The organism is Mycobacterium sp. E2699 (genome assembly GCF_001666745.1).
GTDB lineage: Bacteria > Actinomycetota > Actinomycetes > Mycobacteriales > Mycobacteriaceae > Mycobacterium.
The window spans coordinates 163,707-185,891 of sequence record NZ_LZJH01000147.1 but is presented as its reverse complement, the minus strand read 5'-3'; the positions used below and the strand labels follow the sequence as shown (position 1 = coordinate 185,891).

28 protein-coding genes are annotated in these 22,185 nt (G+C 67.4%); 11 read left to right on the top strand and 17 right to left on the bottom strand.

Going from position 1 to position 22,185, the window contains the following annotated elements; genetic code table 11:
* The first annotated feature begins 55 nt into the window (after window positions 1–55).
* Window positions 56–763: a YoaK family protein gene (locus tag A5696_RS26150; RefSeq protein ID WP_067884021.1), complete on the top strand. Its 708-nt coding sequence runs from the start codon at window positions 56–58 to the stop codon at window positions 761–763.
* Window positions 764–804: 41 nt separating this feature from the next.
* Here the strand turns inward: A5696_RS26150 and ag85C are convergent, their stop codons facing one another.
* The 7 genes from ag85C to A5696_RS26120 form a co-directional block, all read right to left on the bottom strand.
* Window positions 805–1,836 carry a diacylglycerol acyltransferase/mycolyltransferase Ag85C gene (gene ag85C, locus A5696_RS26145; protein WP_067884020.1) on the bottom strand — a complete coding sequence of 344 codons (1,032 nt, stop codon included), beginning with the start codon at window positions 1,834–1,836 and terminating at the stop codon, window positions 805–807.
* Window positions 1,837–2,040: 204 nt separating this feature from the next.
* Window positions 2,041–2,868, bottom strand: coding sequence for an ABC transporter permease (locus A5696_RS26140; protein WP_067884019.1), 828 nt, complete (start codon window positions 2,866–2,868; stop codon window positions 2,041–2,043).
* A complete protein-coding gene (locus A5696_RS26135) occupies window positions 2,858–3,679 on the bottom strand; it encodes an ATP-binding cassette domain-containing protein (RefSeq protein ID WP_067884018.1) in 822 nt (273 codons plus the stop codon). The genes A5696_RS26140 and A5696_RS26135 overlap by 11 nt, the downstream gene beginning before the upstream one ends.
* A complete protein-coding gene (locus tag A5696_RS26130; RefSeq protein ID WP_067884017.1) occupies window positions 3,676–4,134 on the bottom strand; it encodes a MarR family winged helix-turn-helix transcriptional regulator in 459 nt (152 codons plus the stop codon). Before A5696_RS26130 ends, A5696_RS26135 begins: the two co-directional genes overlap by 4 nt.
* 56 nt (window positions 4,135–4,190) lie before the next feature.
* Entirely contained in the window at window positions 4,191–4,688 is a 498-nt protein-coding gene (locus A5696_RS26125; protein ID WP_067884016.1) for a metallophosphoesterase, read from the bottom strand.
* A gap of 12 nt (window positions 4,689–4,700) precedes the next feature.
* On the bottom strand, window positions 4,701–4,877 hold the full coding sequence (locus A5696_RS28130) for a hypothetical protein (protein WP_197517085.1): 177 nt from the start codon (window positions 4,875–4,877) through the stop codon (window positions 4,701–4,703).
* A 136-nt stretch (window positions 4,878–5,013) separates the two neighbouring features.
* Window positions 5,014–5,289 carry a hypothetical protein gene (locus A5696_RS26120; RefSeq protein WP_067884015.1) on the bottom strand — a complete coding sequence of 92 codons (276 nt, stop codon included), beginning with the start codon at window positions 5,287–5,289 and terminating at the stop codon, window positions 5,014–5,016.
* 99 nt (window positions 5,290–5,388) lie between these two features.
* Here A5696_RS26120 and A5696_RS26115 point away from each other — a divergent pair, with 99 nt between their 5' ends.
* Window positions 5,389–5,844: a MaoC family dehydratase gene (locus A5696_RS26115; protein WP_067884014.1), complete on the top strand. Its 456-nt coding sequence runs from the start codon at window positions 5,389–5,391 to the stop codon at window positions 5,842–5,844.
* A 113-nt stretch (window positions 5,845–5,957) separates the two neighbouring features.
* Here the strand turns inward: A5696_RS26115 and A5696_RS26110 are convergent, their stop codons facing one another.
* Window positions 5,958–7,253: an acyl-CoA dehydrogenase family protein gene (locus A5696_RS26110; protein ID WP_067884252.1), complete on the bottom strand. Its 1,296-nt coding sequence runs from the start codon at window positions 7,251–7,253 to the stop codon at window positions 5,958–5,960.
* A gap of 81 nt (window positions 7,254–7,334) precedes the next feature.
* Window positions 7,335–8,033, bottom strand: a complete 699-nt coding sequence (locus tag A5696_RS26105; protein ID WP_067884008.1) for a GAF and ANTAR domain-containing protein — start codon at window positions 8,031–8,033, stop codon at window positions 7,335–7,337.
* A 176-nt stretch (window positions 8,034–8,209) separates the two neighbouring features.
* Between A5696_RS26105 and A5696_RS26100 the strand changes: the two genes are divergently transcribed.
* Complete coding sequence (locus A5696_RS26100) at window positions 8,210–9,106, top strand: manganese catalase family protein (protein WP_067884001.1); 897 nt, start codon at window positions 8,210–8,212, stop codon at window positions 9,104–9,106.
* 56 nt (window positions 9,107–9,162) lie between these two features.
* On the opposite strand, the gene A5696_RS26095 is transcribed toward A5696_RS26100, so the two are convergent.
* Entirely contained in the window at window positions 9,163–9,741 is a 579-nt protein-coding gene (locus A5696_RS26095; RefSeq protein WP_067883999.1) for a hemerythrin domain-containing protein, read from the bottom strand.
* An 86-nt stretch (window positions 9,742–9,827) separates the two neighbouring features.
* Entirely contained in the window at window positions 9,828–10,922 is a 1,095-nt protein-coding gene (locus A5696_RS26090) for a F420-dependent hydroxymycolic acid dehydrogenase (protein ID WP_067883997.1), read from the bottom strand.
* A gap of 52 nt (window positions 10,923–10,974) precedes the next feature.
* On the opposite strand from A5696_RS26090, the gene A5696_RS26085 reads away from it, so the two are divergent.
* Entirely contained in the window at window positions 10,975–11,580 is a 606-nt protein-coding gene (locus tag A5696_RS26085; RefSeq protein ID WP_067883995.1) for a GNAT family N-acetyltransferase, read from the top strand.
* Between the two features lie 141 nt (window positions 11,581–11,721).
* Here A5696_RS26085 and A5696_RS26080 read toward each other — a convergent pair whose 3' ends face one another.
* Window positions 11,722–12,096, bottom strand: a complete 375-nt coding sequence (locus A5696_RS26080) for a DUF732 domain-containing protein (protein WP_067883993.1) — start codon at window positions 12,094–12,096, stop codon at window positions 11,722–11,724.
* Between the two features lie 215 nt (window positions 12,097–12,311).
* Here A5696_RS26080 and A5696_RS26075 point away from each other — a divergent pair, with 215 nt between their 5' ends.
* Window positions 12,312–12,668: a hypothetical protein gene (locus A5696_RS26075; RefSeq protein ID WP_067883991.1), complete on the top strand. Its 357-nt coding sequence runs from the start codon at window positions 12,312–12,314 to the stop codon at window positions 12,666–12,668.
* A gap of 38 nt (window positions 12,669–12,706) precedes the next feature.
* Here the strand turns inward: A5696_RS26075 and A5696_RS26070 are convergent, their stop codons facing one another.
* Window positions 12,707–13,381 (bottom strand): TetR family transcriptional regulator, encoded by a 675-nt coding sequence (locus A5696_RS26070; RefSeq protein ID WP_067883989.1) that lies wholly within the window; start codon window positions 13,379–13,381, stop codon window positions 12,707–12,709.
* A 70-nt stretch (window positions 13,382–13,451) separates the two neighbouring features.
* On the opposite strand from A5696_RS26070, the gene A5696_RS26065 reads away from it, so the two are divergent.
* Genes A5696_RS26065 through A5696_RS26050 form a run of 4 tightly spaced genes read left to right on the top strand, consistent with a single transcriptional unit; the run spans window position 13,452 to window position 17,301 of the window.
* Entirely contained in the window at window positions 13,452–14,546 is a 1,095-nt protein-coding gene (locus A5696_RS26065; protein ID WP_067883987.1) for a ferredoxin reductase, read from the top strand.
* A gap of 26 nt (window positions 14,547–14,572) precedes the next feature.
* On the top strand, window positions 14,573–15,679 hold the full coding sequence (locus A5696_RS26060) for an acyl-CoA desaturase (RefSeq protein WP_067883985.1): 1,107 nt from the start codon (window positions 14,573–14,575) through the stop codon (window positions 15,677–15,679).
* 54 nt (window positions 15,680–15,733) lie between these two features.
* Window positions 15,734–16,258 (top strand): SRPBCC family protein, encoded by a 525-nt coding sequence (locus tag A5696_RS26055; RefSeq protein ID WP_197517084.1) that lies wholly within the window; start codon window positions 15,734–15,736, stop codon window positions 16,256–16,258.
* Window positions 16,258–17,301 carry an LLM class flavin-dependent oxidoreductase gene (locus tag A5696_RS26050; protein ID WP_067883981.1) on the top strand — a complete coding sequence of 348 codons (1,044 nt, stop codon included), beginning with the start codon at window positions 16,258–16,260 and terminating at the stop codon, window positions 17,299–17,301. The genes A5696_RS26055 and A5696_RS26050 overlap by 1 nt, the downstream gene beginning before the upstream one ends.
* Window positions 17,302–17,437: 136 nt before the next feature.
* Here A5696_RS26050 and A5696_RS26045 read toward each other — a convergent pair whose 3' ends face one another.
* Both A5696_RS26045 and A5696_RS26040 read right to left on the bottom strand, forming a co-directional pair.
* Window positions 17,438–18,541, bottom strand: a complete 1,104-nt coding sequence (locus A5696_RS26045; protein ID WP_067883979.1) for a DUF1214 domain-containing protein — start codon at window positions 18,539–18,541, stop codon at window positions 17,438–17,440.
* Entirely contained in the window at window positions 18,538–19,113 is a 576-nt protein-coding gene (locus tag A5696_RS26040) for a TetR/AcrR family transcriptional regulator (protein WP_067883977.1), read from the bottom strand. The genes A5696_RS26045 and A5696_RS26040 overlap by 4 nt, the downstream gene beginning before the upstream one ends.
* A gap of 28 nt (window positions 19,114–19,141) precedes the next feature.
* Between A5696_RS26040 and A5696_RS26035 the strand changes: the two genes are divergently transcribed.
* Window positions 19,142–20,377: a sulfotransferase gene (locus A5696_RS26035; protein WP_067883975.1), complete on the top strand. Its 1,236-nt coding sequence runs from the start codon at window positions 19,142–19,144 to the stop codon at window positions 20,375–20,377.
* 35 nt (window positions 20,378–20,412) lie between these two features.
* A complete protein-coding gene (locus tag A5696_RS26030; protein ID WP_067883974.1) occupies window positions 20,413–21,303 on the top strand; it encodes an alpha/beta fold hydrolase in 891 nt (296 codons plus the stop codon).
* Between the two features lie 22 nt (window positions 21,304–21,325).
* Here A5696_RS26030 and A5696_RS26025 read toward each other — a convergent pair whose 3' ends face one another.
* Both A5696_RS26025 and A5696_RS26020 read right to left on the bottom strand, forming a co-directional pair.
* Window positions 21,326–21,538: a molybdopterin-binding protein gene (locus A5696_RS26025; RefSeq protein ID WP_067883972.1), complete on the bottom strand. Its 213-nt coding sequence runs from the start codon at window positions 21,536–21,538 to the stop codon at window positions 21,326–21,328.
* Between the two features lie 32 nt (window positions 21,539–21,570).
* Window positions 21,571–22,167 (bottom strand): TetR/AcrR family transcriptional regulator, encoded by a 597-nt coding sequence (locus A5696_RS26020; RefSeq protein ID WP_067883970.1) that lies wholly within the window; start codon window positions 22,165–22,167, stop codon window positions 21,571–21,573.
* Between the last annotated feature and the right edge of the window lie 18 nt (window positions 22,168–22,185).

The window sequence follows — 22,185 nt, the reverse complement described above, 5'->3', positions numbered from 1 at the left end:
AGGTAGTACCTATGTGCCGCCTGCGATTTGGGCGGGCGTCTGACAGCATGTTCGTGTGGCGGGCGAAACTTTCAACAGTGAGGCGCGGCTCTCGTGGGTGCTCGCGGTGCTGGCCGGTGTGCTGGGGGCGATCTCGTTCACCCATTCACAGGGATACTTCGTGGTCTTCATGACCGGCAACGCCCAACGCGCGGTCCTGGCGTATTTCACGCACCAACCGTGGCTCGCGGTCAGTGCGGCGGTGCTCATGGTGTCATTCGTGGGCGGCGTGGTGGTCGCCTCGGTGTGCCGGCGGCATTTTTGGGTGAACCATCCGCACGGCCCGACCGTGCTGACGACCATCAGCCTGGCGGTTGCCACCGCCCTGGACGTCATCGACGAAGGCTGGGAGGAGAAGTTCCTGGACTTCGCGCCAATTGTCGTGTTGGCCTTCGCGAACGGAGCGTTGAACACGTCGTTCGTCAAGGACGGCGAAGTGTCGGTTCCGTTGAGCTATGTGACCGGCACGATGGTGAAGATGGGGCAGGGCATCGAACGCCACATCGCCGGCGGCAAGGCGGCGGATTGGCTCGGCTACTTCCTGCTGCTGGCCAGCTTCATCGTGGGCGCCGCGCTCGGCGGCTTCATCGGCGTGGTGGTCAACGGGAGCTGGATGCTGGTGATCGCGACGATCGCGTGCGCGGCTACCACCCTGTACACCTACTTCCACCAGGATCGCCGCGCGTTGTTGAACACCAGGTCAGAAGATGAGCATCGGCAGTAGCGCTGACCGGTGCGCTACTGCCGATGCTGGCTTGGGGCGGTTCAGGCCGCCGGTTGTGCCGGTTGTGCCGGTTGCGCGTTGGCGTTGACGGCGTTGAGCTCCTGCAGGATGTCGGGCTTCATGGCGACCAGCTGCTGGTTCCAGTAGGGCCACGAGTGGGTTCCGTTGGCCGGGAAGTTGAAGGTCCCGTTGCGTCCGCCCGCGGCCACGTAGTTGTTCTGGAACTGCTGATTGGTGCGCAGCGTCAGGCCCTCCAGGAACTTCGCCGGCATGTTGTCGCCGCCGAGGTCGCTGGGCGTGCCGTTACCGCAGTAGACCCAGATCCGGGTGTTGTTGGCGACCAGCCGCGGAATCTGCACCATCGGGTCGTTGCGCTTCCACGCCGGGTCGGACGACGGGCCCCACATGCTGTTGGCGTTGTAACCGCCCGCGTCGTTCATCGCCAGGCCGATCAGGGTCGGCCACCAGCCCTCGGACGGGTTGAGGAAGCCCGAAAGCGAAGCGGCGTAAGGGAATTGCTGAGGGTAGTACGCGGCCATGATCAGCGACGAGCCGCCCGACATCGACAGGCCGACCACGGCGTTGCCGAACGGCGACACCTGCTTGTTGGCCTGCAGCCAAGCGGGCATCTCCTGGGTCAGGAACGTCTCCCACTTGTAGGTGTAGTTCTGGCCGTTGCCCGATGACGGCTGGTACCAGTTGCTGTAGAAGCTGGACTGGCCGCCCACGGGCATGATCACCGACAGGCCGGACTGGTAGAACTCCTCGAACGCGGGAGTGTTGATGTCCCAACCGTTGTAGTCGTCCTGGGCCCGCAGGCCGTCCAGCAGGTAGACCGAGTGCGGTCCACCGCCCTGGAACTGGACTTTGATGTTGCGGCCCATCGACGGCGACGGCACCTGTAGGTATTCCACCGGAAGGCCGGGTTTCGAGAACGCCCCCGCGGTGGCCAAGCCGCCGCCGGCGGCGATCAGGCCGGACAACAGGGCAGCCCCCACAGCCGCGATGGCCAGCCGGCGCGGCACACCAGATGCTGCGCCGCGCAACTTCCGCACCTCTTCGAAGAACGACATAGCTCTCTACCCATCCCAACTTTTCATGGCTCGTTCGATGCCGCGCGATTACGGTCGAATCTGTTCGCCAGCGCAGTGAAACACAAGGGGAGGGGGCAATTCGTCTGTCGTGGCCGTGGCGCCAGATCGCGGTTGGCTAACGATTGGGACTCGGGCCGGAATCGTCACGCCGGGGTCACGAACGGCTCACGGGCCGGTTGCGAATCACGCCACCAAGCGCCGCAATAGCGTTGAGGCCGTGACGATTCCGAGCACAGCGGCGATCACCAACACCATCACGTCGGCGGGGTTGAACGGAGTGCCGATCAACAGCGCACGCAGCGCGTCCACCTCGTAGCTGAGCGGGTTGACCTTGCTGAGCGCGTGCAGCCAGGCGGGCATCGCGTCGACCGGGTACAGCGCGTTGGACGCGAAAAACAACGGCATGGTGATGGCCTGCCCGATGCCCATCAGGCGATCGCGGCTGAGGACCAGCCCGGCCAGCGTCATCGACAGGCAGGCGAAGAAGCCGGCGCCGAGCATGACCACGGCCATCGCCGCCAGGACCCGCAGCGGGTTGACGGTCAGGCCGACATCCATCAGGTAGGCCAGCACCATCACGCCGACGACCTGGGCGACCGATCGCACACCGGCCGCGAACGCCTTGCCGGTGATCAGCGCCGAAGCCGGTGCCGGCGTCACCATGAGCTTGGCCAGCACACCGGCGTCGCGATCCCAAATGATCTGTATCCCATAGAAAATCGCGATGAACAACGCCGACTGGGCGATGATTCCCGGCGCCAGGAAGGCGAGGTAGGACACCGGGCCGGTGTTGATGACGTGCAGCTTGCTGAAGGTCGTGCCGAAGATCAGCAGCCACAGCGCCGGCTGCACCATCCGGGTGATCAGCTCGGTGCGGTCGTGCCGCAGCTTCTGCAGTTCGACGATGGCGAACGCCCCGATGCGCGCCAGGGTCGCCTGGACCCGTTGCCATCCGCGCGGCGCGCGAACCAGGGTGGCCGCGGGGGCTGTGCGGGCGCTGTCAACTGGCACGGCTGGCAACCTTTCTGCTGGAACGGATTTCACGGAAGGACGTGGCGGATTCCGCGTGCTCGGAGAGACTCGATGCGGCGTAGTGGCGGAACACGTCCTCGAGCGTGGCGCCCGGCGACACCCGGGCCTTCAGCTCCGCGGGCGTTCCCACGGCGCGCAGCCGGCCGCGGTGCATCAGCGCGACCCGATCGCACAGCGCGTCGGCCTCTTCCATGTAGTGGGTGGTGAGCAGCACCGTCATGCCGAACTGGGCCTGCATGCTCTGCACCTGCTGCCAGACGCCGTCGCGGGCGATCGGGTCCAGCCCAACGGTCGGTTCGTCGAGCACCAGCAGCGACGGCCGGTTGACCAGCGCCTGGGCCACCTCGAGCCGGCGCACCATGCCGCCGGAATACGCTCCCGCCCGCCGGTCGGCCACGTCGAGCAGCTCCATCGCCTCCAGCGCCTGATCCACCCGCTCTGCGCGGCAGGCGCGCGGTACCCCGTACAGCCGCGCGAACCATTGCACGTTCTGCCGCCCGGTCAACGCCGGCTCGATCGAAAGTTGTTGCGGGACATATCCGATGTTGCTCCGGATGTCGACCGTCTGCTCGCGGGCGTCCATGCCGAAGATGCGCAGTTCGCCCTGCTGCACCGGCGTCAAGGTGGTGAGCATGCGGACCAGCGTCGTCTTCCCGGCGCCGTTGGGCCCGAGCAGGCCCATGGTCTCACCGGGCCGGACGCGCAGCGTCACGCCCTCGACCGCGGTGAACTGGCCGTAGCGGTACCTCAGGTTTCGGCCGTCGATCGCCATCGGCAGTCGTTCGCTCATGATCGCTCCTGCAGTCGTCGGGTCATCGTGTCAAGGACCTCCAATCCCTTTGCCAGGGACTCGATTTCGTCGTCGCCGAGTTCGGCGAGCACTTCGGATATCAGCGCCCGCCGCGCGGCCCGAGACGCGTCGACGAGTTGCTGGGTGGGCTCGGCGAGCCGCAGCCGTCCCACGCGGCGGTCCGTCTCGCCGACGGTGCGGATCAGCAAACCGTTGCCGACCAGCTTGGAGACCAGGGTGGACGCCGTATTGGGCACCAGGCCCAGCTCCGCGGCCGCGACGCTGACGGAGATCCCCGGCCGGCGACCCACGAGCCACAACAGTTCCGCCTGCGCCTCGGACAGGCGGGCGGAATCGAGCCCGCGACCGGCCGACCGGCGCAATTGCCGGCGGAATCTGCCGACGACGCCGAAGACCTCGGTGACCAGATCGGTGCCGGCCTGTACAGCAGCCATATACCTCTGTCTACGAGCTAAATATGTGTGCGGGCTGTGTAGGGCCTAGCTCCCAGCTACTTGTCGAGGAGGTGCAGGACCACGTCGGCCAGCTTCCCGTTCGTGACTTCGGCCGTCATGTAGCTGCAATACGGTTGCCTGCGGCGATCCGTCGGCGAGCCCGGATTGAGCAGCCGCAGGCCGCTTTCCGTCGTCGTGTCCCAGGGGATGTGGCTGTGGCCGAACACCAACACGTCGCTGTCCGGGTAGAGCCGCGACATGCGCGCGTCCCGGCCGGCCGCGGCCCCGGTCTCGTGCGTCACGGTCAGGCGCAGCCCGCCGAGCGTGGCGTCGGCCCGTTCGGGCAGCCGCGCCCGCAATGCCGGTCCGTCGTTGTTTCCCCAGCAGGCGATCAGCTCCGCGGCCCTGGCTTGGAGCCGGTCGAGCAATTCGGGTGATACCCAGTCGCCGGCGTGCACGACGACATCGGCCCTCGCCACCTCGTCCCACACCCGTGCGGGTAGGTCGCGAGCACGGCCGGGGACGTGGGTGTCGGCGATCAGCAGCAGCCTCACACCGTCATCTTGCTACCGCGAGTCGTCCTGACTGCGGGCTTCGGCGCCCGTCTCGCCTGCATCGAAGGAGTCATCCGAGCTCGCCGCGCCCACGTACGAGCCGTCCTCGCCCTCGGCGGCGCGCGATCGGGCCTCGTGCACTTCGGGTTCTACGTCTTCCTCGGCTCTGTGGCCCTTCGGGTCAGCCATTTGGTTCCTTTCATGCGGCTCGCGTGATGACGACGGATTCCCCGGAGGTTCGCCGCCAAACTGCAGGCCCTCCCGTCGATCGCCGAAGTGGAGGGCATTCACAAGTTGCCCGCCGCGATCCTGCCTCCGCTGTCGGTCAGGCGTCTTCGAGGGCATCGCCGAACTGTTGGACGACGCGGCTGTGCTGGTTCTCGGCAAGCGCCTGGCCCGCACCGAGTACCAAGGCCACGGGCCAATCCAGGAGCTGCAAGGCCGCCAGGGCGGCCAGTCCCCCGTAGAACGCGAGGTGATCGGGGGTCGGTATGCGCACGTGTCCGATCACCGGCAGCTTGAGGTCGATCCGTTCGGCGTCGCGGATCCGCTCCGAGGGCCTGCGTGAGTCATCGGTGTTGCGTCCTGTCGCTCCAGGCATGCCATTCCTTCCGTGCGGCTCGCAACGGGGTTCCCCCGACCGTCGTGACGAAACCCGGCCGGGGCTATCGTTGTCACCCGAGTCAAGGAGGACACTTCAATGCGCACCTTCGAGTCAGTAGCCGACCTGGCCGCCGCGGCCGGCGAGACCATCGGGCAAAGCGACTGGGTGACCATCACCCAGGAGGACGTCAACCTGTTCGCCGACGCGACCGGCGATCACCAATGGATCCACGTCGACCCGGAACGGGCCGCCGCCGGTCCGTTCGGCACGACCATCGCCCACGGTTTCATGACCCTGGCGCTGCTGCCGCGGTTGCAGCACGAGATGTACACCGTCAAGGGCATCAAGCTGGCAATCAACTACGGCCTCAACAAGGTTCGCTTCCCCGCCCCGGTGCCGGTCGGCTCCCGGGTGCGCGCGCAGAGCTCGCTGATCAGCGTCGACGATCTCGGCGACGGCGCCGTGCAGGCGACCGTGTCGACGACCGTCGAGATCGAGGGCGCGCCCAAGCCGGCGTGTGTGGCCGAAAGCATCGTCCGCTACATCTCCTGACGCCGGCGGCTCGGCCGCCCGCCGGCAACCGCGAAACATAAAGCATTGCGCCGTTTCCCGGCGTGTCGTCGCAAAGGTTTATGTGTCGCGGCGGCGACCGGCGGGGGAACCGGTCAGAACTCGGCGATCGAGTGTTCCAGGCGTTCGGCCAGCCGGGCCTGCGCCTCGGCGCGCCGCGTCGGGATGTGCTGCGACGGGAAAGGCGTTGCCACGGGCTGGTATTCGCGCAACGTGCGGCGTGCCACCGTCATCTTGTGCAGCTCGGTGGCGCCGTCGGCGATGCCCAGCGATTCGGCGGCGACCATCATCTTGACGAACGGCATCTCGTCGGAGACGCCGAGTGCGCCGTGCAGGTGCATGGCCCGCTGGACGACGTCGTGCAGAACCTGGGGCATGGCGACCTTCACCGCCGCGATGTCGCGGCGCACCTTCTGGTAGTCGTGGTGCTTGTCGATCAACCACGCGGTGCGCAGCACCAGCAGCCGGAACTGCTCGATCTGGATCCAGCTGTCGGCGATCTTCTCCTGGGTCATCTGGAAATCGGCGAGTCGCCCGTGCCTGGTCTTTCGCGACACCGCGCGCTCGCACATCATGTCAAAGGCACTGCGCGCCAAGGCGATTGTGCGCATCGCGTGGTGGATGCGGCCGCCGCCGAGCCGGGTCTGCGCGATCATGAACGCCTGACCCTCGCCGCCCAGCACGTGGTCGGCGGGCACGCGAACGTCGGTGTAGCGGACGTAGCCATGACTGGCACGCTTCGACGATTCGGCTCCCACGCCCACGTTGCGCACGATCTCGATGCCCGGCGTCTCGGCGGGGACGATGAACAGCGACATCTTGTCGTAGGTGCGCGATTCCGGATTGGTGACGGCCATGACGATGAAGAACGACGCGTGCTTGGCGTTGGTGGAAAACCACTTCTCGCCGTTGATCACCCAGTGGTCGCCGTCGCGGGTCGCGGCGGTGACGAACTGACCCGGATCCGAACCGCCCTGCGGCTCGGTCATCGAATAGCACGACGTGATCTCGCCGTCGAGCAGCGGCTGCAGGTAGCGGGCCTTTTGCTCGTCGGTGCCGAACAGCGCGAGGATCTCGGCGTTGCCCGAGTCGGGGGCCTGGCAGCCGAACACCGACGGTGCCCACCGGGAGCGGCCCAGGATCTCGTTGAGCAACGCGAGCTTGACCTGGCCGAAGCCCTGGCCGCCGAGTTCCGGCCGCAGGTGGGCGGCCCACAGCCCCTGATCCTTGACCTGCTGTTGCAACGGCCGCAGGATGCCCATCATCTCGTCGTTCTTTTTGTCATACGGGTCGAGGGCGACGAGATCGAGCGGTTCGAGTTCGTCGGTCATGAATTTTTCGACCCAGTCCAGCTTCGCCTGGTATTCCGGGTCCGTTTCGAAGTCCCACACCGTGGCCAACCATTCCCCGGCGCAGCGTCGCGCCGGTCTCGTTGCTAAAGCCACCCCATCCTAGATGGCGACCGCGGAGGATCAGTTGCCGCTGCGGGTCGCGATGACGCGCTCGGCGATGTCGACGAGCTTCGTCTGGCCCTCCTGCGAAAGAGCCCGCAGCATCTCGAAGGCGCGCACATCGTCCACGCCGTAGCGTTCCATGATGATGCCTTTGGCCTGGCCGATGCGGTCCCTGCTCGACAGCGCCGATTCCATCTGCTCCCCGTGGCGCCCGGCCATGATCGCCGCCGCCGCGTGCGCGGCGAACACCGCTCCGATGGTCTCGGCCTCCGTGTCCCACACGCCGGAGTCGAAGCTGAACAGGTTAAGCGCGCCGGCCGTCCGGTCCGCCGTGTACAGCTTGAACGACAGGCTGCTGAGCACGCCGTGCCGCACGGCCGCCGGCGCGTACCGCGGCCACCGCGGCTCGTCGCGCAGATCATCGGTCCGCACCAGCGTTTGTTTGAGGGCGGCGTCGGAGCAGGGGCCCTCGCCGAATTGGTGCTGGAGTCTGTCGAGCTCGGCCGCGAGGCTGTCGGTATCGGCGATGGATTCGAAGTCGCCGCCCTTTTTCACCAACAGCACCCCGGCGATGTCGGCCGCCGGTATCAGCTGCACCGCCGCGGCGGTCACGTCGGAAAGGAGCTGTTCCAGCGGGCGAGGCGCGGCCATCTCGCGGGAAAGCTCGGCCATGCGCATGGCCAGCGCGTGCGTGGTGTTCGATGCTGAAAGATCCATGAAACCGGATTCTGTTTGATCGGTCAGTGTCTGGTGACCCAGCCCAATCTAGGCATCGATCGAAGTCGCGGCCAAATCGTCGGGGTCGAAAATTTGCTGTGGTCGCCGTTTCGGCACATAGCCCGGGGGTACCCGCCGTCGACCAGGAATATCTCAAAACCCGCCGGGGAGGCCCAATGTTCGTGCACAACAAAGATCTTCAATTCGAGGTCCGGGTCGACCGGCCGGATCCACGCTTTGCAACGCTCCTGCAAGAGCAGTTCGGCGGTGCCAACGGTGAACTCAAGGCCGCCATGCAGTACTTCACCCAGGCGTTCGCCCTGCGCGGGAAAAACCCGAAAATGTATGACCTGTTCATGGACATCGCCACGGAGGAACTCAGCCACCTCGAAATGGTCGGCTCGATGATCACGATGCTGCTCGACGGGCTCAACGACAACCTCAAGATCGCCAACGAGCGGTGCGACTGGATGCCCGCCGTGGCCGGCAGCGACGGCCGCGAGCAGATCATTCATCAGGTGGCGGTCAACCCGCTGTATTTCGCGCTGAACGGCGGCACCCCGGACGTGAGCAACTCCCAGGGGGTGCCGTGGATGGGCTCCTACGTCAACGCCAACGGCGACCCGACGGTGGACCTGCGCAGCAACCTGGCCGCCGAGTCCCGGGCCAAGATCGTCTACGAGTACCTCAAGCAGTTCACCGACGATCCTGGCGTGCAGGACACGTTGACCTTCTTGATGACCCGTGAGGTCACCCATTACCAGCAGTTCACCGCCGCGCTCAACGAACTCCCGGTGAACTTCCCACCGGGTCAGCTACCCGCGGACCCCCGCTTCCAAAACGTGGCGTTCAACATGTCCGACGGCGGCGGCGAGTCGAACCGCGGACCCTGGAACCAGGGGCAGGGGCCGTGGCCCAAGGGCATGGAGTGGGAGTACGTGGAGAAGCCGGAGCAGCAGTGGCTGGGCGGCGCCGCCCGCCGGAACAAGGGCGCCGAGCAGAACCCGTCGGGGTCACCCGCCATCAACGCCGAGAAGCCGTTCACTCACGAACAGCGCAGCCCCACAGGCTGATTGGATGCAAAAGGCCGGGTGTCGATGCTTCGACACCCGGCCTTCGCTTCTTTGCCCTAGTGCACCTGCGGGTCCGGTGGGTTGTCCTTGGCGCGGCCGGTGACGGCGTCACGCACGTGGTCGGCGACCGCCGCGCCCATCCCCACCGTCTTCAGCACGGCCGGGTTGGGCGGGGTGGCCGGGTGCGGCCGGGTCGGCGCCATTTTCTTTGCGGCCTCCAGCTTTTCGCCGATTTTCTCCAGCTCCTCGCGGCTGATCGCGACCTCGACCTGCGGCCACACCACCTCCTGCTCGTAGGCGATGTGTTCGCGGCCCGCTTTCACGAACTCTTGCAGCGCCTCGTGGTAGTCCGGATCACCCGGCTTGCCGTCCTCGAGACGCTGCAGCAGCTTCTTTCCGGCCTGCTCCTGCTCGATCGCCTTGTCGGCGAGCGAGTCGCCGATCGCGTTGCGCACCGCGGGCCAGAAGAACTGTTCCTCGACCGCTTCGTGCTGCGACTCGGCGATGATCAGGTTGTTGACCATCGTCTCCAACCCGCTGCTTTCGGCGCCCGAGCCCGACGGCGCCCCGTCGAGGGTCTCCAGCAAGCCGAGCACACTTTGGTGGTCCTGACGAAGAAAAGTGATCGCGTCCATGCCTTGCCTTCCAGTTGGGCTGTCACTCGAAGTGGCCTGCGGATACCCCGGACAGCGGCGCCGAAACTGACCGTCGCCCAGGTTGTTCAGCGCAGTTTGGGCAACACGTTGATGCGGTAGAAGTTGATGGCGGCCACGGGATCGTCCTGAGGGAAGTGCAGAAACGGCACGGCTCCGGCGTCGAGAACCTTCTGCACGGCGTTGACGTGCGGGGCGGGATCGGTGCCGACCGTCCAGTTGGCCAAGACTTTGTCGATCGGATTCGACTCCGCCGCGTGCTGGATCTCCACCGGATTGGGTTGATCGACGGCCCCGGCGGTGAAGCGCCACAGAGTGGCGGCACGGGCGGCCTGGTTGTTGTCGCCGACGACGGCGAACAATTCGGCGCGCTTGCCGAGGTTGGCGGCGTCGCGTCCGGCGGCCTGCGCCCCTGCGTCGAACGCGGCCAACAACTTCGAATCGGTGACGTCGCGCGCCTGGGTGATCCAACCGTCGCCGTATTGACCCGCCAGTTTCGCGCTCTTGGGCCCGGTGGCGGCCACGAAGATCGGCGGCGGCGTGGCGGGCGTGTCGTAGAGCTTCAACGAGTTCGTCTGAAAGTACCGGCCCGCGAAGGATATTCGTGAACCGCTCCACAATTGCCGGATCAGCTCGATCGCCTCGATCAGCCGGTCGTGGCGCTCGCGGTAGTTGCCGTATGTGTTGGTGGTGGCCTGTTCGTTGAGTCGCTCGCCGGTGCCCAGTCCCAAGAACACCCGTCCCGGACTGAGGAGCGCCAGCGAGGCGAACGCCTGGGCCACCGTGGCGGGGTGGTAGCGGTATGTCGGGCAGGTCACCCCGCTGCCGAATGAGATGCGGCTGGTGGCGTTGCCGACCAGGGCCAGCGTCAGCCACGGAAACATCGAGTGGCCCTCGTCGTCCTGCCACGGCTGAATGTGGTCGCTTGCCCACACGTACTGAAAGCCGCCCTGCTCGGCCGCCTGGGCCTGCGCCACCAGCTGGTCGGTGCGGAATTGCTCGTGCGAGAGCACGACCCCCACACCCTTGCCCGCGGGCGGCGGCGGTCCGGCGGGCCTTTGGCCGGATCCCGATTTGCCGCAGGCCTCAGAAAATCCGACCGGGCCCAGCACACCCGCGCCGGCGGCCATCCGCCCGAACGCACGCCGCGAGATGCCGGTCACGGGCTCAAGATACCCATCTGACGGCCGACCACTCACCCACTAGCCTGACGGGGTGACCCCGCAGGTGCGCCCCGCGCGCAAAGCCGACGTTGGCGAGCTGTCGCGCACCCTGGCCAGGGCGTTTTACGACGACCCCGTCATCATGTGGATCTGCCCCGACGAGCGCACGCGCTCTGGACATGCGGCCCGGATCTTCTCGGCGATGACCCGCCATCACCACCTGGCCGGCGGGGGCGTCGAGGTGGCGTGCGACGGGCCGGGCATCGGTGCGGCGGCGCTGTGGGATCCACCCGGTCGCTGGCGGAATTCTCGCCGGGAGGAGTTGGCGATGATGCCGAGCTTCATCCGGGTGTTCGGGTCGCGTTCGGCGAGGGCGCGCGGGGTGCAGGAACTCATGAAGCGCCTGCATCCCGAGGAGCCGCACTGGTACCTGGCCGTGCTGGGCAGCGACCCCACGGTTCGTGGCCAGGGCTTCGGCCAGGCGCTGATGCGGTCGCGGCTGGACCGCTGCGACGCCGAGTACTGCCCGGCCTATCTCGAGTCGAGCAAGCCCGAGAACGTCCCCTACTACGAGCGTTTCGGCTTCACGGTGACCCGGGAGATCCGGCTGCCGCACGGCGGCCCACCGATCTGGGCGATGTGGCGTGCGCCGCGGTGAGTACCGCAGGCCGGCGGCAACACGGTAGCCGGGCCGGCTGCCGACACGGTGCGGTTCGCCGCCACAGGGTCAGGAAGCATTCCGCACGCACCCGGCTCGGCGCCGGGCGTTATGCCCACTCGGTCAAAGGCGGAACGGTGCCTAAGAAATCGGCACGTTCTCCGGGCCGCCCACCGGCGCTGGTGCATTTGCGTCGACGACGTATTTGTACTCGGGGCAGTACGCGGCAATCGCCGACCCGGTGAAGAAAGCGCTGTCGGCGTTGGACCAGCCGGTGTTGCTCGCCACGCCGGAAACGACATCGTTGATCGTTTGGCCCGGGTTGGCGTCGAGTTGAGCGCAGACGTAGGTCTTGGCTACGAGGATTGCCTTTTCGAGTGTGCCGTACTGCATCCCGTAGCCATCGAGGGCCTGGATGAAGTAGTCGTCGGCGACGTCGACCAGGGCCGGCGCCGCAAACCCGATCCCGCCGATCACCGATCCGGCTACGGCGACCTGAGCTGCGCGGAAGAACATGTGCCGAGACCTTCTTCGCTCCGAGAAGTTGCCGGGACGATCGGAGCGTATGCGCCTGCGGGGTTTGTCACATCGGGAATTGCGAAATTCCCGCACTGGTCTGGTGCGTTCGGTCTCGTCAGGACCTGCTTCGCCCGTCGACGCGGACCCGGGTGATGCGGCGGGCGAGGCGTTGACCGCGTTTAATCGCGGGGCGCCGGGGCAACCGTTGGCGTATGGCTAGCGACACAGGCGACTTTCCCGAAGAGGGCGGCCCGGGCGACACCTTGAACGCGAGCGAAGGCACCGACTCCGACGAGCTGCGCAACGATGACGGCGACATCGTCGTCGACCCGCCCGAGGGCTGGAGCGAAGCGGACCGCTTCGGGATGACGGCCCGCGAAGAGCGCGAGGGCGAATCCCTCGACGCCCGTCTGGCCGAGGAGGAGCCGGATGTGTCCGCCGACGCGCCGGCCTGGACCGGCCCGACCGATGACGGTGGTCCGGCGCGCGCTCACCGGGGCCAGATCGACGGCACCCCCGAGGACGGCGACTCGCTGTACGACGTCGTCGACGGGGAGGGCGAAGAATGAGTGTTCGGGTGTTCACTCCCGGCACATAGCGTTCGTCGCTACGGAGTGCTGCGCCAGCCGGCGATCCCGATCGTGATCATCCGCAGCTGCTTGACGGCGGTCCGACGGATGTCTTCCAGTGCCTCGGCGGTCTGCGCGTCCTCGATCGCCTCGGCGATGACGATCATGGAGTTGACGAACAGGGTCGCCAGGATGTTCAGGTCCTCGGTGCTCCACGCATTGAGGCCGGTGAAGCGCGCGAGGTCGGTGGCGAGCTCGGACGTGATCAGGCGCAGCTCGGTGCGGATCGCATAGCGCAGGACGGTGACTCCGCCCGAGCGCTCCCGGTAGATGAACCGCCAGTGCTCGCGGCGATCGGTGATGCTGGCGACGACGATCTCCACCGACGACTCGATCACCCGGTTCGGGTCGAGCTTGCCGGCGCGCGCGCCGCGCAGGGTGTCGCGCAACGTGCGAAAGGATTCGTCGATCAGCACCAGGCCAAGGGCCTCCATCGACTCGAAATGCCGGTAGAAGGCCGCGGGCACGATCCCGACCTCCCGGGTCACCTCCCGCAGGCTCAGGCTGGAAAAGCTGCGGTCCTGCAGCAGCTTGAGCGCCGCGGCGATGATCGCGCGTCGCGTGGCCTCCTTGCGCTCCTCGCGCGACGGGTTCTCGCGGGAGCGCTCGCGGCCCGACCGATGCGGCCGTGAGCTGGGAGCACGGCTGTTCACTGTGTGAACCCTACCACAAACCGGCACAAAACCCTTGACGACCAGGGGTAAGCGGTCGCACGGTGTACATATGTTCACTCAAACAGCGACTCGGAATCTCGCGCAAACCCTGCGGAAGCGCGTGCTGGGTTCGGACCTGCTGGACCTGCTCGCCGGTCCGCACGGCGTGGACCGCTACACCGAGCTGGTGGCGCCGACCTGGACGCTCGGCGAGGCCCGCGCCAAGGTCGTCGACGTGCGCCGCGGCACGCCGCGCAGCGTCACGCTCACGCTCGCGCCCAACGCGACCTTCAAGTCCCGCCACACCGTCCGGGCCGGCCAGTACGTCAACCTCACCGTCGACATCGACGGCCGCCGGCACACGCGTTGCTATTCACCGGCCAACGCCGAAGGCGGCGACCACCTCGAGCTCACGATCGGCCACCACGACGGCGGGCTGGTGTCGACCTTCCTGTACGAACGGGCCCGCCGCGGCATGGTGGTCGGTCTGGCCGGCGTCGGCGGCGACTTCGTATTGCCCGCGGTGCTGCCGCGCCGGATCCTGCTCGTCTCGGGTGGAAGCGGCGTCACACCCGTCATGGCGATGCTGCGCACGCTGATCGCCGAGCGCCACCGGGGTGAGGTCGCCTTTCTGCACTACGCCCGCACGCCCGCCGAGGCGTGTTACCGCGACGAGCTGGCCGCCCACAACGATCGGCCGGGCGTCCGCGTTCTGCACGGCTACACCCGCGCCGACGCCGGCGACCTCGCAGGGCGTTTCGGGCCCGAACACCTGGCCGCCGCCATGCCCGACCCCGATGTGGTGTTCGTCTGCGGGCCGACGGCTCTGGTCGACGCCGTGCGGCAACACTGCGACAACGTGCACACCGAGAGCTTCGTACCACCGGCGTTCGATGCGCCGCCCAACCCTTCGGGCGGGCGAATCACGTTCGCCGACAGCGGGATCGACGTCGTCGACGACGGGCGGTCCCTGCTCGAGCAGGCCGAAGCGGCCGGCCTGACACCGCAGAACGGGTGCCGCATGGGCATCTGTCACACCTGCACGCGGCGCAAGACCACCGGGACCGTGCGCAATCTGGTCACCGGCGCGGTGTCCACCCAGCCCGATGAGGACGTGCAGATCTGCGTGTCCGTCCCGGTCGGCGACGTCGACCTGTCCCTCTGAATCTGTTTATGGAGAGGAGTAATGCCATGACACCCAACGAGATCACCTTGACCCCCGAGCAGGCCGACGCCTTCGGCCGCGAACTCGACGCCATCCGGGAACGCGTAATGGCGGACCTCGGCGAACAAGACGCCGACTACATCCGCCGCGTCATCAAGGCACAGCGCGCGCTGGAGGTCGGCGGCCGGGCCCTGCTGTTCCTGCCGCCGGCGTGGCCGCTGGGCACCGCGATGCTGGGCGTGTCCAAGATCCTGGACAACATGGAGATCGGCCACAACATCATGCACGGCCAATACGACTGGATGCGTGACCCGGCGATCTCCGGCCGGTCCTTCGAGTGGGACACCGCCTGCCCCGCCGACCAATGGCGGCACTCACACAACTACATGCACCACACCCACACCAACATCGTCGGGATGGACCGCGACATCGGCTACGGCATCCTGCGGATGAGCGAGGACCAGCCCTGGGAGCCGTACTTCCTGGGCAACCCGGTCTACGCGTTCCTGCTGATGGTGCTGTTCCAGTACGGCGTCGCCCTGCACGAGCTGGAAACCGAGCGCTGGCGCGCCGGCGAGATCACGCTCGCCGACAAGCGTGAGGTGCTACGCGAGATCTGGAAGAAGACCCGTCGGCAGACGCTCAAGGACTACGTCGCCTTCCCGCTGCTGGCCGGGCCGTTCGCCCCGTTCGTCTTCGCGGGCAACCTGTCGGCCAACCTGATGCGCAATGTGTGGTCGTACATGATCATCTTCTGCGGCCACTTCCCGGACGGCACGAGCGAGTTCACCGTCGAGGAGACCAAGGACGAGTCCCGCGGCATGTGGTACTTCCGGCAGGTGCTCGGTTCGGCAAATCTGACCGGCGGCAAGCTCTTTCATCTGCTGTCCGGCAACCTGTCGCATCAGATCGAGCACCACCTGTTCCCGGACATGCCGGCCCGCCGGTATGCCCAGATCGCGCCCGAGGTGCAGGAGATCTGCCGGCGCTACGGGATCCCCTACAACCGGGGCCCGCTGGTGCGCCAGTTCGGCACCGTCGTCCGCAAGATCGTCAAGCTGACCTTTCCGGACTCGTGGACGGGCAAGCCCAGCCCCGACAAGCCCGCCGACCGGCTCGCCGTCGCCGCATAACGTATCCGTCCCGCTTCTCACCGGAGCATTGCCTCGGGCCCTTTCCGGGGGACAATGAGGTGCGTGGAATGGACCGGTGCGCGCTACGCGGACACCCCCACGGTGGAGGCCTCGACGTGGATCGACGCCGACCCGGCGCGGGTCTGGGATCTGGTCTCCGACATCGAGCTGATGCCGACGTTCAGCAACGAGCTGAAGGCGGTGGAGTGGGCCGAGGGATCCGACCGGCCCCGCACCGGCGCCCGCTTCGTCGGCCACAACGAGCATGAGGCGTTCGGGAAGTGGAGCACCACCTCGCAGATCGTGGCGTGCGACCCCCCACGCGAATTCGCCTGGGCGGTGGGCGAAACCGAAAACCCGTCGGCAACTTGGCGATTTCGGCTGAACCCCCGGGACGGCGGCACCCTGCTGAACTTCTGGATGCGGATGGGGCCGGGACGCTCGGGGCTGTCGGTGGCCATCGACTCGATGCCCGACAAGGAAGAAAAGATCGTGTTCGTGCGGATGCGCGAATTCGAGGCCGCGATCATCAAGACGCTCGCCGCGCTCAAGAGGCTGGCCGAACGCGGAGTCCGTTGATGCGGACGGCCACGACGGTCGAGTTCTCCGGCGCCGCAACCGAAGTCGTAACCCTGGTCGTGGAAGCCGAGAAGCTGGGCCTCGACGTGTGCTGGGTGGCCGAGGCATGGGGTTCGGACGCGCCGTCGGCGCTGGGCTATCTCGCGGCGCGGACCGAGCGGATGTTGCTCGGCTCGGGCATCCTGCAGGTCGGCACCCGGTCGCCCGTCCTGGTCGCCCAGACCGCGATCACCCTGTCCAACCTTTCGGACGGGCGCTTTTTGCTCGGGCTCGGCGCGTCGGGTCCGCAGGTGATCGAGGGCCTGCACGGCGTCTCGTTCAGCCGGCCCCTGGCACGCATCGCCGAGACCGTCGACATCGTCCGGCAGGCGTTCGGCGGAGGCAAAATCTCGCACTCCGGCAAGGAATTTCAGATCCCCCGTCCCGGCGGGGAGGCGGTCCCGATGCGGCTGTCGACAAAGCCCGAGCACCCCATTCCGATCTACCTCGCCACGCTGTCACCGGCGATGCTGCGCCTGACCGGACGCATCGCCGACGGCTGGCTGGGCACCAGCTTCGTGCCGGAGGGCGCCGGCGACGCCTACTTCGCCCACCTGGACGAGGGGCTGGCGAACGCCGGCCGCGTTCGCGCCGACATCGACATCTGTCAGGGGGCCGAGGTCGCCTTCGCCGCGGACGAGGACGAGCTGCGCGGCATGGTCGCGGGCCGCAAGAAGGAGCTCGCGTTCAGCCTCGGTGGCATGGGGTCGTCGAGCACGAATTTCTACAACCAGGCCTACGGCCGGCAGGGCTGGGCCGACGTGGCGGCCGAAGTGCGGGAGCGCTGGCAACGCGGTGACCGCGACGGCGCGGCAGGGCTGGTGACCGACGACATGGTGCTGGCCACCACGCTCATCGGCACCGAGGAGATGGTGCGGTCGCGGCTCGCCGTCTGGCGCGACGCCGGCGTCGACACCGTGCGGCTGTATCCCGCCGGCGACACGTTGGACGCCAAGCTGTTGACCTTAGGCCGGGCCATCGAGCTGGTCCGCGAGGTCGCGTAGCTTCACCAGTTTCACCTCGGGCGACGCGTGATTCGGCTTTCGCGCCGAACGTGCGGCTGGCTTCACCCTCGGTGTCGAACGTGCGGCTGGCTTCACGCTCGCTAAGCGGCGTGCCCGAGCCGATCAGGAGCGCGGTTCAGTACACGCTCGTCGGAGCATCGGATACCTTCCCAAGTTTCACTTCGGGCCGCTGCGGCACACCGTCGGCCAGGAACCAGCGGAACGCGAGGTTGCCTTGCGGATAGCCCAGCGTCGTCAGCGAATTCGGGTGGGTCGTCATCGCGTGGGACAGGACGATCGTCACCGAGCCATCACCGTTGGGCACGGCGCTGTGCCCGTTGACCGAGCAACGCGCGTCTGCCGCGCCGTAGGTCGCCATGAACTGGTTCCACACCACCATGTTCCAGAACCGGCAGTGCGGGGGCCGGTGCGTGATCACCAGCGCCTCGTCCTCATCGAGCACGAAACTGCCGTAGGCGTAGCACGCGTCGCGGGCAGACCAGCCGAAGTTGGCGTCGGGCACCTGATAGGGTTCGGCGAATTCGTTTGCCGCGTGGGCGGTCTCGTGACCGAGCGCGTGTTCGTCATCGACGCGGGTGCCTACCGCCAGCGGCACGATGGCGAACATCGTGCGCAACCAGGTGGCGGCCGCCCGCAGGCCGGCGGCGGTCTCGGCGTCGCCGTGCCGGATGGGATCGGGTTCGTCGAGCGCCTCGATGTGCCAGACGACCGGGCGGCCGGTGAGCGGGTCGGCCTGGTAGTCGCGCGTCATCAGCACGGCCGCGTCCCGGGTCGGCGGGAATTCGAAGCTGAAGTTGCCGTCGGCGTCGACGTCGAGGTCGCTGTCCCTGACGATCGCCACCACCCGGTCCGACCATGCGCCCGGCGACGGCTCGTTGTAGGCCGTCACCGAAAAGTACACGCTGTCACCGCGATTGCCGCTGACGCGGTAGCGCCGCTCCGGATCGACCGGGCACAGGAAGTAATAGGCGTCGGTGTTGTCGCCGCCCCACCGGCGGTCCCGGCGGAACGGCGTGTTCACCGCGACGAACTGCGGCCGGCCGGGCTCGGGGAACAGGTAGGTGTCCAACGCGACGCCCAGCGTGGTGGCGAGCGTGCGGTAGCCGTCGGCGATGTGGCGATCGTCGGTGACGGCACGGTCACCCTCGAGGAAGGAGCGGTCGAGGGCGCCCAGGGTCGCGAGCAACTCCTGCCACGCGGCCGTCGATTCGTGCGTCATCCTTGGATTCCCTTCAGCAGCAACCTCGTCGTGCGGTCGACCCAGGCGCCGTCGAGTTCGCCGGCGCGGGTGAGCAGGCCCATCAGGGTGATACCGGCGATGGCCTCGGTGACTTCGGCCGCGGTGATGTCCGGCCGGACCTCGCCGCGGCGGGCGGCCCGTCCCAGCAACTCGGTGAGCCCGCCGCCGATGACGCCGCCGAACCTTTCCAGCAGCGCCGAGTGCAGGGTCGGATCCGCGGCCATCTCGCCCACCAGCCCGGGTAAAGCCGCCCTGGCCGCCGGTGTCGTCAGGAAAGCCATTGCGCGGGCGACCATTTCACGGAGGTCCTCGGGCAGCGACCCGGTGTCGGGCAGCTCGGTGGCGGCGCCGATCGGGAACACCGCCTCGTGGACGAGGTGAGCCTTGCTCGGCCAGCGCCGGTAGATCGCGGGCTTGCTGGTGCCGGCTCGTTCGGCGATCGCGGAGACCAGCAGTCCGGCGTAGCCGGTCTCGGCGAGCAGTTCGGCGGTCGCGCTCAGCACCGCGCCGTCGATGCGGGGGTCACGGGGTCGGCCAAAATCCACTACCATTACGAAACCGAGAGTAACATAAGTCGGCGTGACCGACGCCGTTCGCCTTGACGACCTCGCCCGGCCCCGGTTCAGCACCGAGGCGCAGCAGATTCTCGACATGATGGCCGCGATGGCCGCGGAATGTCCGCTGGATTCCGAGGCGCTGCACGCCAGGGCCGCCGCCGACACCGGACTGCACGATTTCGGCGCGCAAGACTACCGGGAGCGGCTCGACGTCTACCTCGCCGCGCTGCGCGACATCGACGGGTTGCACCCGGCGGGCGCGGTCAACTTCTTCGCGCAGCTGCTGCAGTTGCTCAAGAACCGGTTGCTGTTCACCGATCTCCTGCGCCGGCACCCCGAAATCGATGACATCGAACTGCAGCCGCCCATCGTGATCGCGGGCCTGCCCCGCACCGGCACCACCCACCTGCACAACCTGCTGGCGGCGGCTCCCACCTTCCGCACGATGCCGTATTGGGAGAGCGTCGAACCGTTCCCGCTGCCGGCAGAGGCCGGCAGCGAGCCGGATCCGCGGCGCACCCGGATGGACGTCGGGGTCGGCGTGATCAATACCGTGATGCCGTATTTCCCGCTGATGCACGAGATGACCGCCGACCACGTGCACGAGGAAATCCAATTGCTGGCCAACGATTTTTCGACGATGTTCTTCGAGACGCTGGCCGACGTGCCCCGCTGGCGCGACTATTACCAGGCCCACGACCAGACGCCCCACTACCAGTACCTCGCCCGCCAGCTCAAGGCCATGCAGTTCCTGCGCGGCGGGCGGCGCTGGCTGCTCAAGTCGCCGCAGCACCTCGAGCAGGTGCCGGTGCTCGATCGGGTTTTCCCCGCCGGCATTGTCGTGTTCACCCACCGCGACCCCGTCCCGGTGGCGCTGTCGATGATCGCGATGATCACCTACTCGGCGCGGATGCATCGCTCGCCGGTGCCGGTGCCGAAGATCGCGGCCTACTGGGTCGATCGCCTCGACCGGATGCTGACCGCGCTCGTCCGCGATCGTGAGACCATCGGCCCGGAACGCTCGATCGACATCCGTTTCGACCGTTTCATGGCCGACGAGCTCGGCGTCGCCGGGCAGGTGTACGCGCTGGCCGGCGAACCGTTCACCGAACCGGCCCGCGCCGCGGTCGCCGACTACCTGGCCGACCACCGTCGCGGCCGGCTCGGAAACGTCGAGACGTCCGCCGAGATGTTCGGCCTCACCGACGACGGCCTGCGGGCGCGCTTCGCGCCCTACGTGGAACGGTTCCTCGCCTGATCCGCTCGGGCGCTCATCGAGTACCTTCTCAACACATGGTCGCTATGCCCGCGCTGGAAGGTGTGGAACACAGGTACATCGAGCTGGGGGACGGTGTCACCATCCACATCGCGGATGCCGGTCCGGCCCATGGTCCGGCCGTGATGCTGGTGCACGGCTTTCCGCAGAACTGGTGGGAGTGGCACGCGCTGATCGGTCCGCTGGCCGCCGACGGCTATCGGGTGCTGTGCCCCGACCTGCGGGGCGCGGGGTGGAGCTCGGCGCCGCCATCGAGATACCTCAAGAACGACATGGCCGACGACCTGGCCGCGGTGTTGGATCGCTTGGGTGTCGCGACCGTCAAACTCGCCGCGCACGACTGGGGCGGACCCGTCGCGTTCACCATGATGCTGCGGCATCCGGAAAAGGTCACCGGGTTTTTCGGGATGAACACGTCCGCGCCGTGGGTGAAGCCCGACCTGAAAATGCTCCGCAATCTCTGGCGGTTCTGGTACCAGGTCCCGATAGCGTTGCCGGTCATCGGTCCGCGGGTGGTCGGCGATCCGAAGGCCCGGTTCTACCGCGCTCTGGCGTCGTGGGTCGGCGGGGGATACCTGGTGCCCGAGGACGACGTCCGCTTCTATATCGAGTGCATGCGCCAGCCCGGGCACGCGCTGGCCGGTTCACGTTGGTACCGCACCTTTTTGAGCACGGAGGTGTTTCGCTGGCTGCGCGGCGAATACGACGACACCCGGGTCGACGTGCCGGTCCGCTGGCTGAGCGGCACCAAAGATCCGGTGCTGACCGTCGATCTGCTGGACGGATACGCCGACCGCATCAGCGATTTCGAGGTCGAGGTCGTCGAGGGCGCGGGTCACTGGATCGTCGAGGAGCGGCCTGATCTGGTCCTCGACCGGCTCAGGTCCTTCCTGCGCGCCGAAAGTTGAAGCGCCGCGGTGCGTTTCGGCGCTACTCGACGCCGATGGTGACTTCCGTGGACTTGATGAACACCGTCGCGGGCTGACCGACCGCAAGCCCGAGCTCGGTCGCTGCGTCCTTGGTGACCGACGACGTGACGATCTGTTCACCGCCGTCGAGCTTCACCTTGACGATCGCCATCACGCTGCCGAGATTGACCTCGGTGATGGTTCCCTTGAGTTGGTTTCGTGTCGACAGTCGCATCGCAATCCTCCGGGTCGGGGTCAGCGACGAGCCTAGTGTCGCGGGCCGAGCAGGGCGATGGAGGCGTCGACGGCGGGTTCGACGACTTCCCGGACGGGCCGGCCGTCTTCGACGGCCAGCGCCGTCAGCTCACGCAGGCCGCCCAGCAGGATCACGGCCAGCGGCGCGGTGAGCGGTGGCAACTCCGCGCGGCGAAAACCAGGGCTGGCGCTGAGGTCGATCAGCAGGTTGGACAACATCTGCACGCCCCGGCGCTGGACCGGACGGGCGACGTCGCCGAGCGACGGGAGCTCACGAATCAGGCTCAAGGTGATGGCCGGCCGGGCCTCCATGTGGGCGACATAGGCCTCGACGGCCTGACGAATCTGCCGGTGCCAGTCGGCCTCGGGGTCGACGGCCGCGGCGATACCGCCACCGAGCTTCTCGATGTCGGCCCGCAGCAGCTCCAGGAAGCAGTCTTCCTTGCTGGCGAACTGGTCGTAAAAGGTGCGTTTGGAGGTCCGGGCGTGGCGGACGATGTCGGCGACGGTGCTGGCGCGATAGCCGCGTTCGCCGATCGAGGCGGCGAGGCCGTCGAGCAGGCGAAGCCGGAACGGATCCGATCCGGCCTGGGGGTCGGCGCGGAGCACGTCGTCTACCGCTGATGT

Coding starts and splice junctions, on each gene's coding strand:
- A5696_RS26040 (WP_067883977.1), bottom strand. CDS start 19,113: ATGGTAGTGGATTTTGGCCGACCCCGTGACCCCCGCATCGACGGCGCG.
- A5696_RS26120 (WP_067884015.1), bottom strand. CDS start 5,289: ATGCCTGGAGCGACAGGACGCAACACCGATGACTCACGCAGGCCCTCG.
- A5696_RS26045 (WP_067883979.1), bottom strand. CDS start 18,541: ATGACGCACGAATCGACGGCCGCGTGGCAGGAGTTGCTCGCGACCCTG.
- A5696_RS26130 (WP_067884017.1), bottom strand. CDS start 4,134: ATGGCTGCTGTACAGGCCGGCACCGATCTGGTCACCGAGGTCTTCGGC.
- A5696_RS26065 (WP_067883987.1), top strand. CDS start 13,452: ATGTTCACTCAAACAGCGACTCGGAATCTCGCGCAAACCCTGCGGAAG.
- ag85C (WP_067884020.1), bottom strand. CDS start 1,836: ATGTCGTTCTTCGAAGAGGTGCGGAAGTTGCGCGGCGCAGCATCTGGT.
- A5696_RS26105 (WP_067884008.1), bottom strand. CDS start 8,033: ATGGATCTTTCAGCATCGAACACCACGCACGCGCTGGCCATGCGCATG.
- A5696_RS26100 (WP_067884001.1), top strand. CDS start 8,210: ATGTTCGTGCACAACAAAGATCTTCAATTCGAGGTCCGGGTCGACCGG.
- A5696_RS26095 (WP_067883999.1), bottom strand. CDS start 9,741: ATGGACGCGATCACTTTTCTTCGTCAGGACCACCAAAGTGTGCTCGGC.
- A5696_RS26080 (WP_067883993.1), bottom strand. CDS start 12,096: ATGTTCTTCCGCGCAGCTCAGGTCGCCGTAGCCGGATCGGTGATCGGC.
- A5696_RS26135 (WP_067884018.1), bottom strand. CDS start 3,679: ATGAGCGAACGACTGCCGATGGCGATCGACGGCCGAAACCTGAGGTAC.
- A5696_RS26025 (WP_067883972.1), bottom strand. CDS start 21,538: ATGCGACTGTCGACACGAAACCAACTCAAGGGAACCATCACCGAGGTC.
- A5696_RS28130 (WP_197517085.1), bottom strand. CDS start 4,877: ATGGCTGACCCGAAGGGCCACAGAGCCGAGGAAGACGTAGAACCCGAA.
- A5696_RS26055 (WP_197517084.1), top strand. CDS start 15,734: ATGAGGTGCGTGGAATGGACCGGTGCGCGCTACGCGGACACCCCCACG.
- A5696_RS26075 (WP_067883991.1), top strand. CDS start 12,312: ATGGCTAGCGACACAGGCGACTTTCCCGAAGAGGGCGGCCCGGGCGAC.
- A5696_RS26115 (WP_067884014.1), top strand. CDS start 5,389: ATGCGCACCTTCGAGTCAGTAGCCGACCTGGCCGCCGCGGCCGGCGAG.
- A5696_RS26050 (WP_067883981.1), top strand. CDS start 16,258: ATGCGGACGGCCACGACGGTCGAGTTCTCCGGCGCCGCAACCGAAGTC.
- A5696_RS26030 (WP_067883974.1), top strand. CDS start 20,413: ATGGTCGCTATGCCCGCGCTGGAAGGTGTGGAACACAGGTACATCGAG.
- A5696_RS26060 (WP_067883985.1), top strand. CDS start 14,573: ATGACACCCAACGAGATCACCTTGACCCCCGAGCAGGCCGACGCCTTC.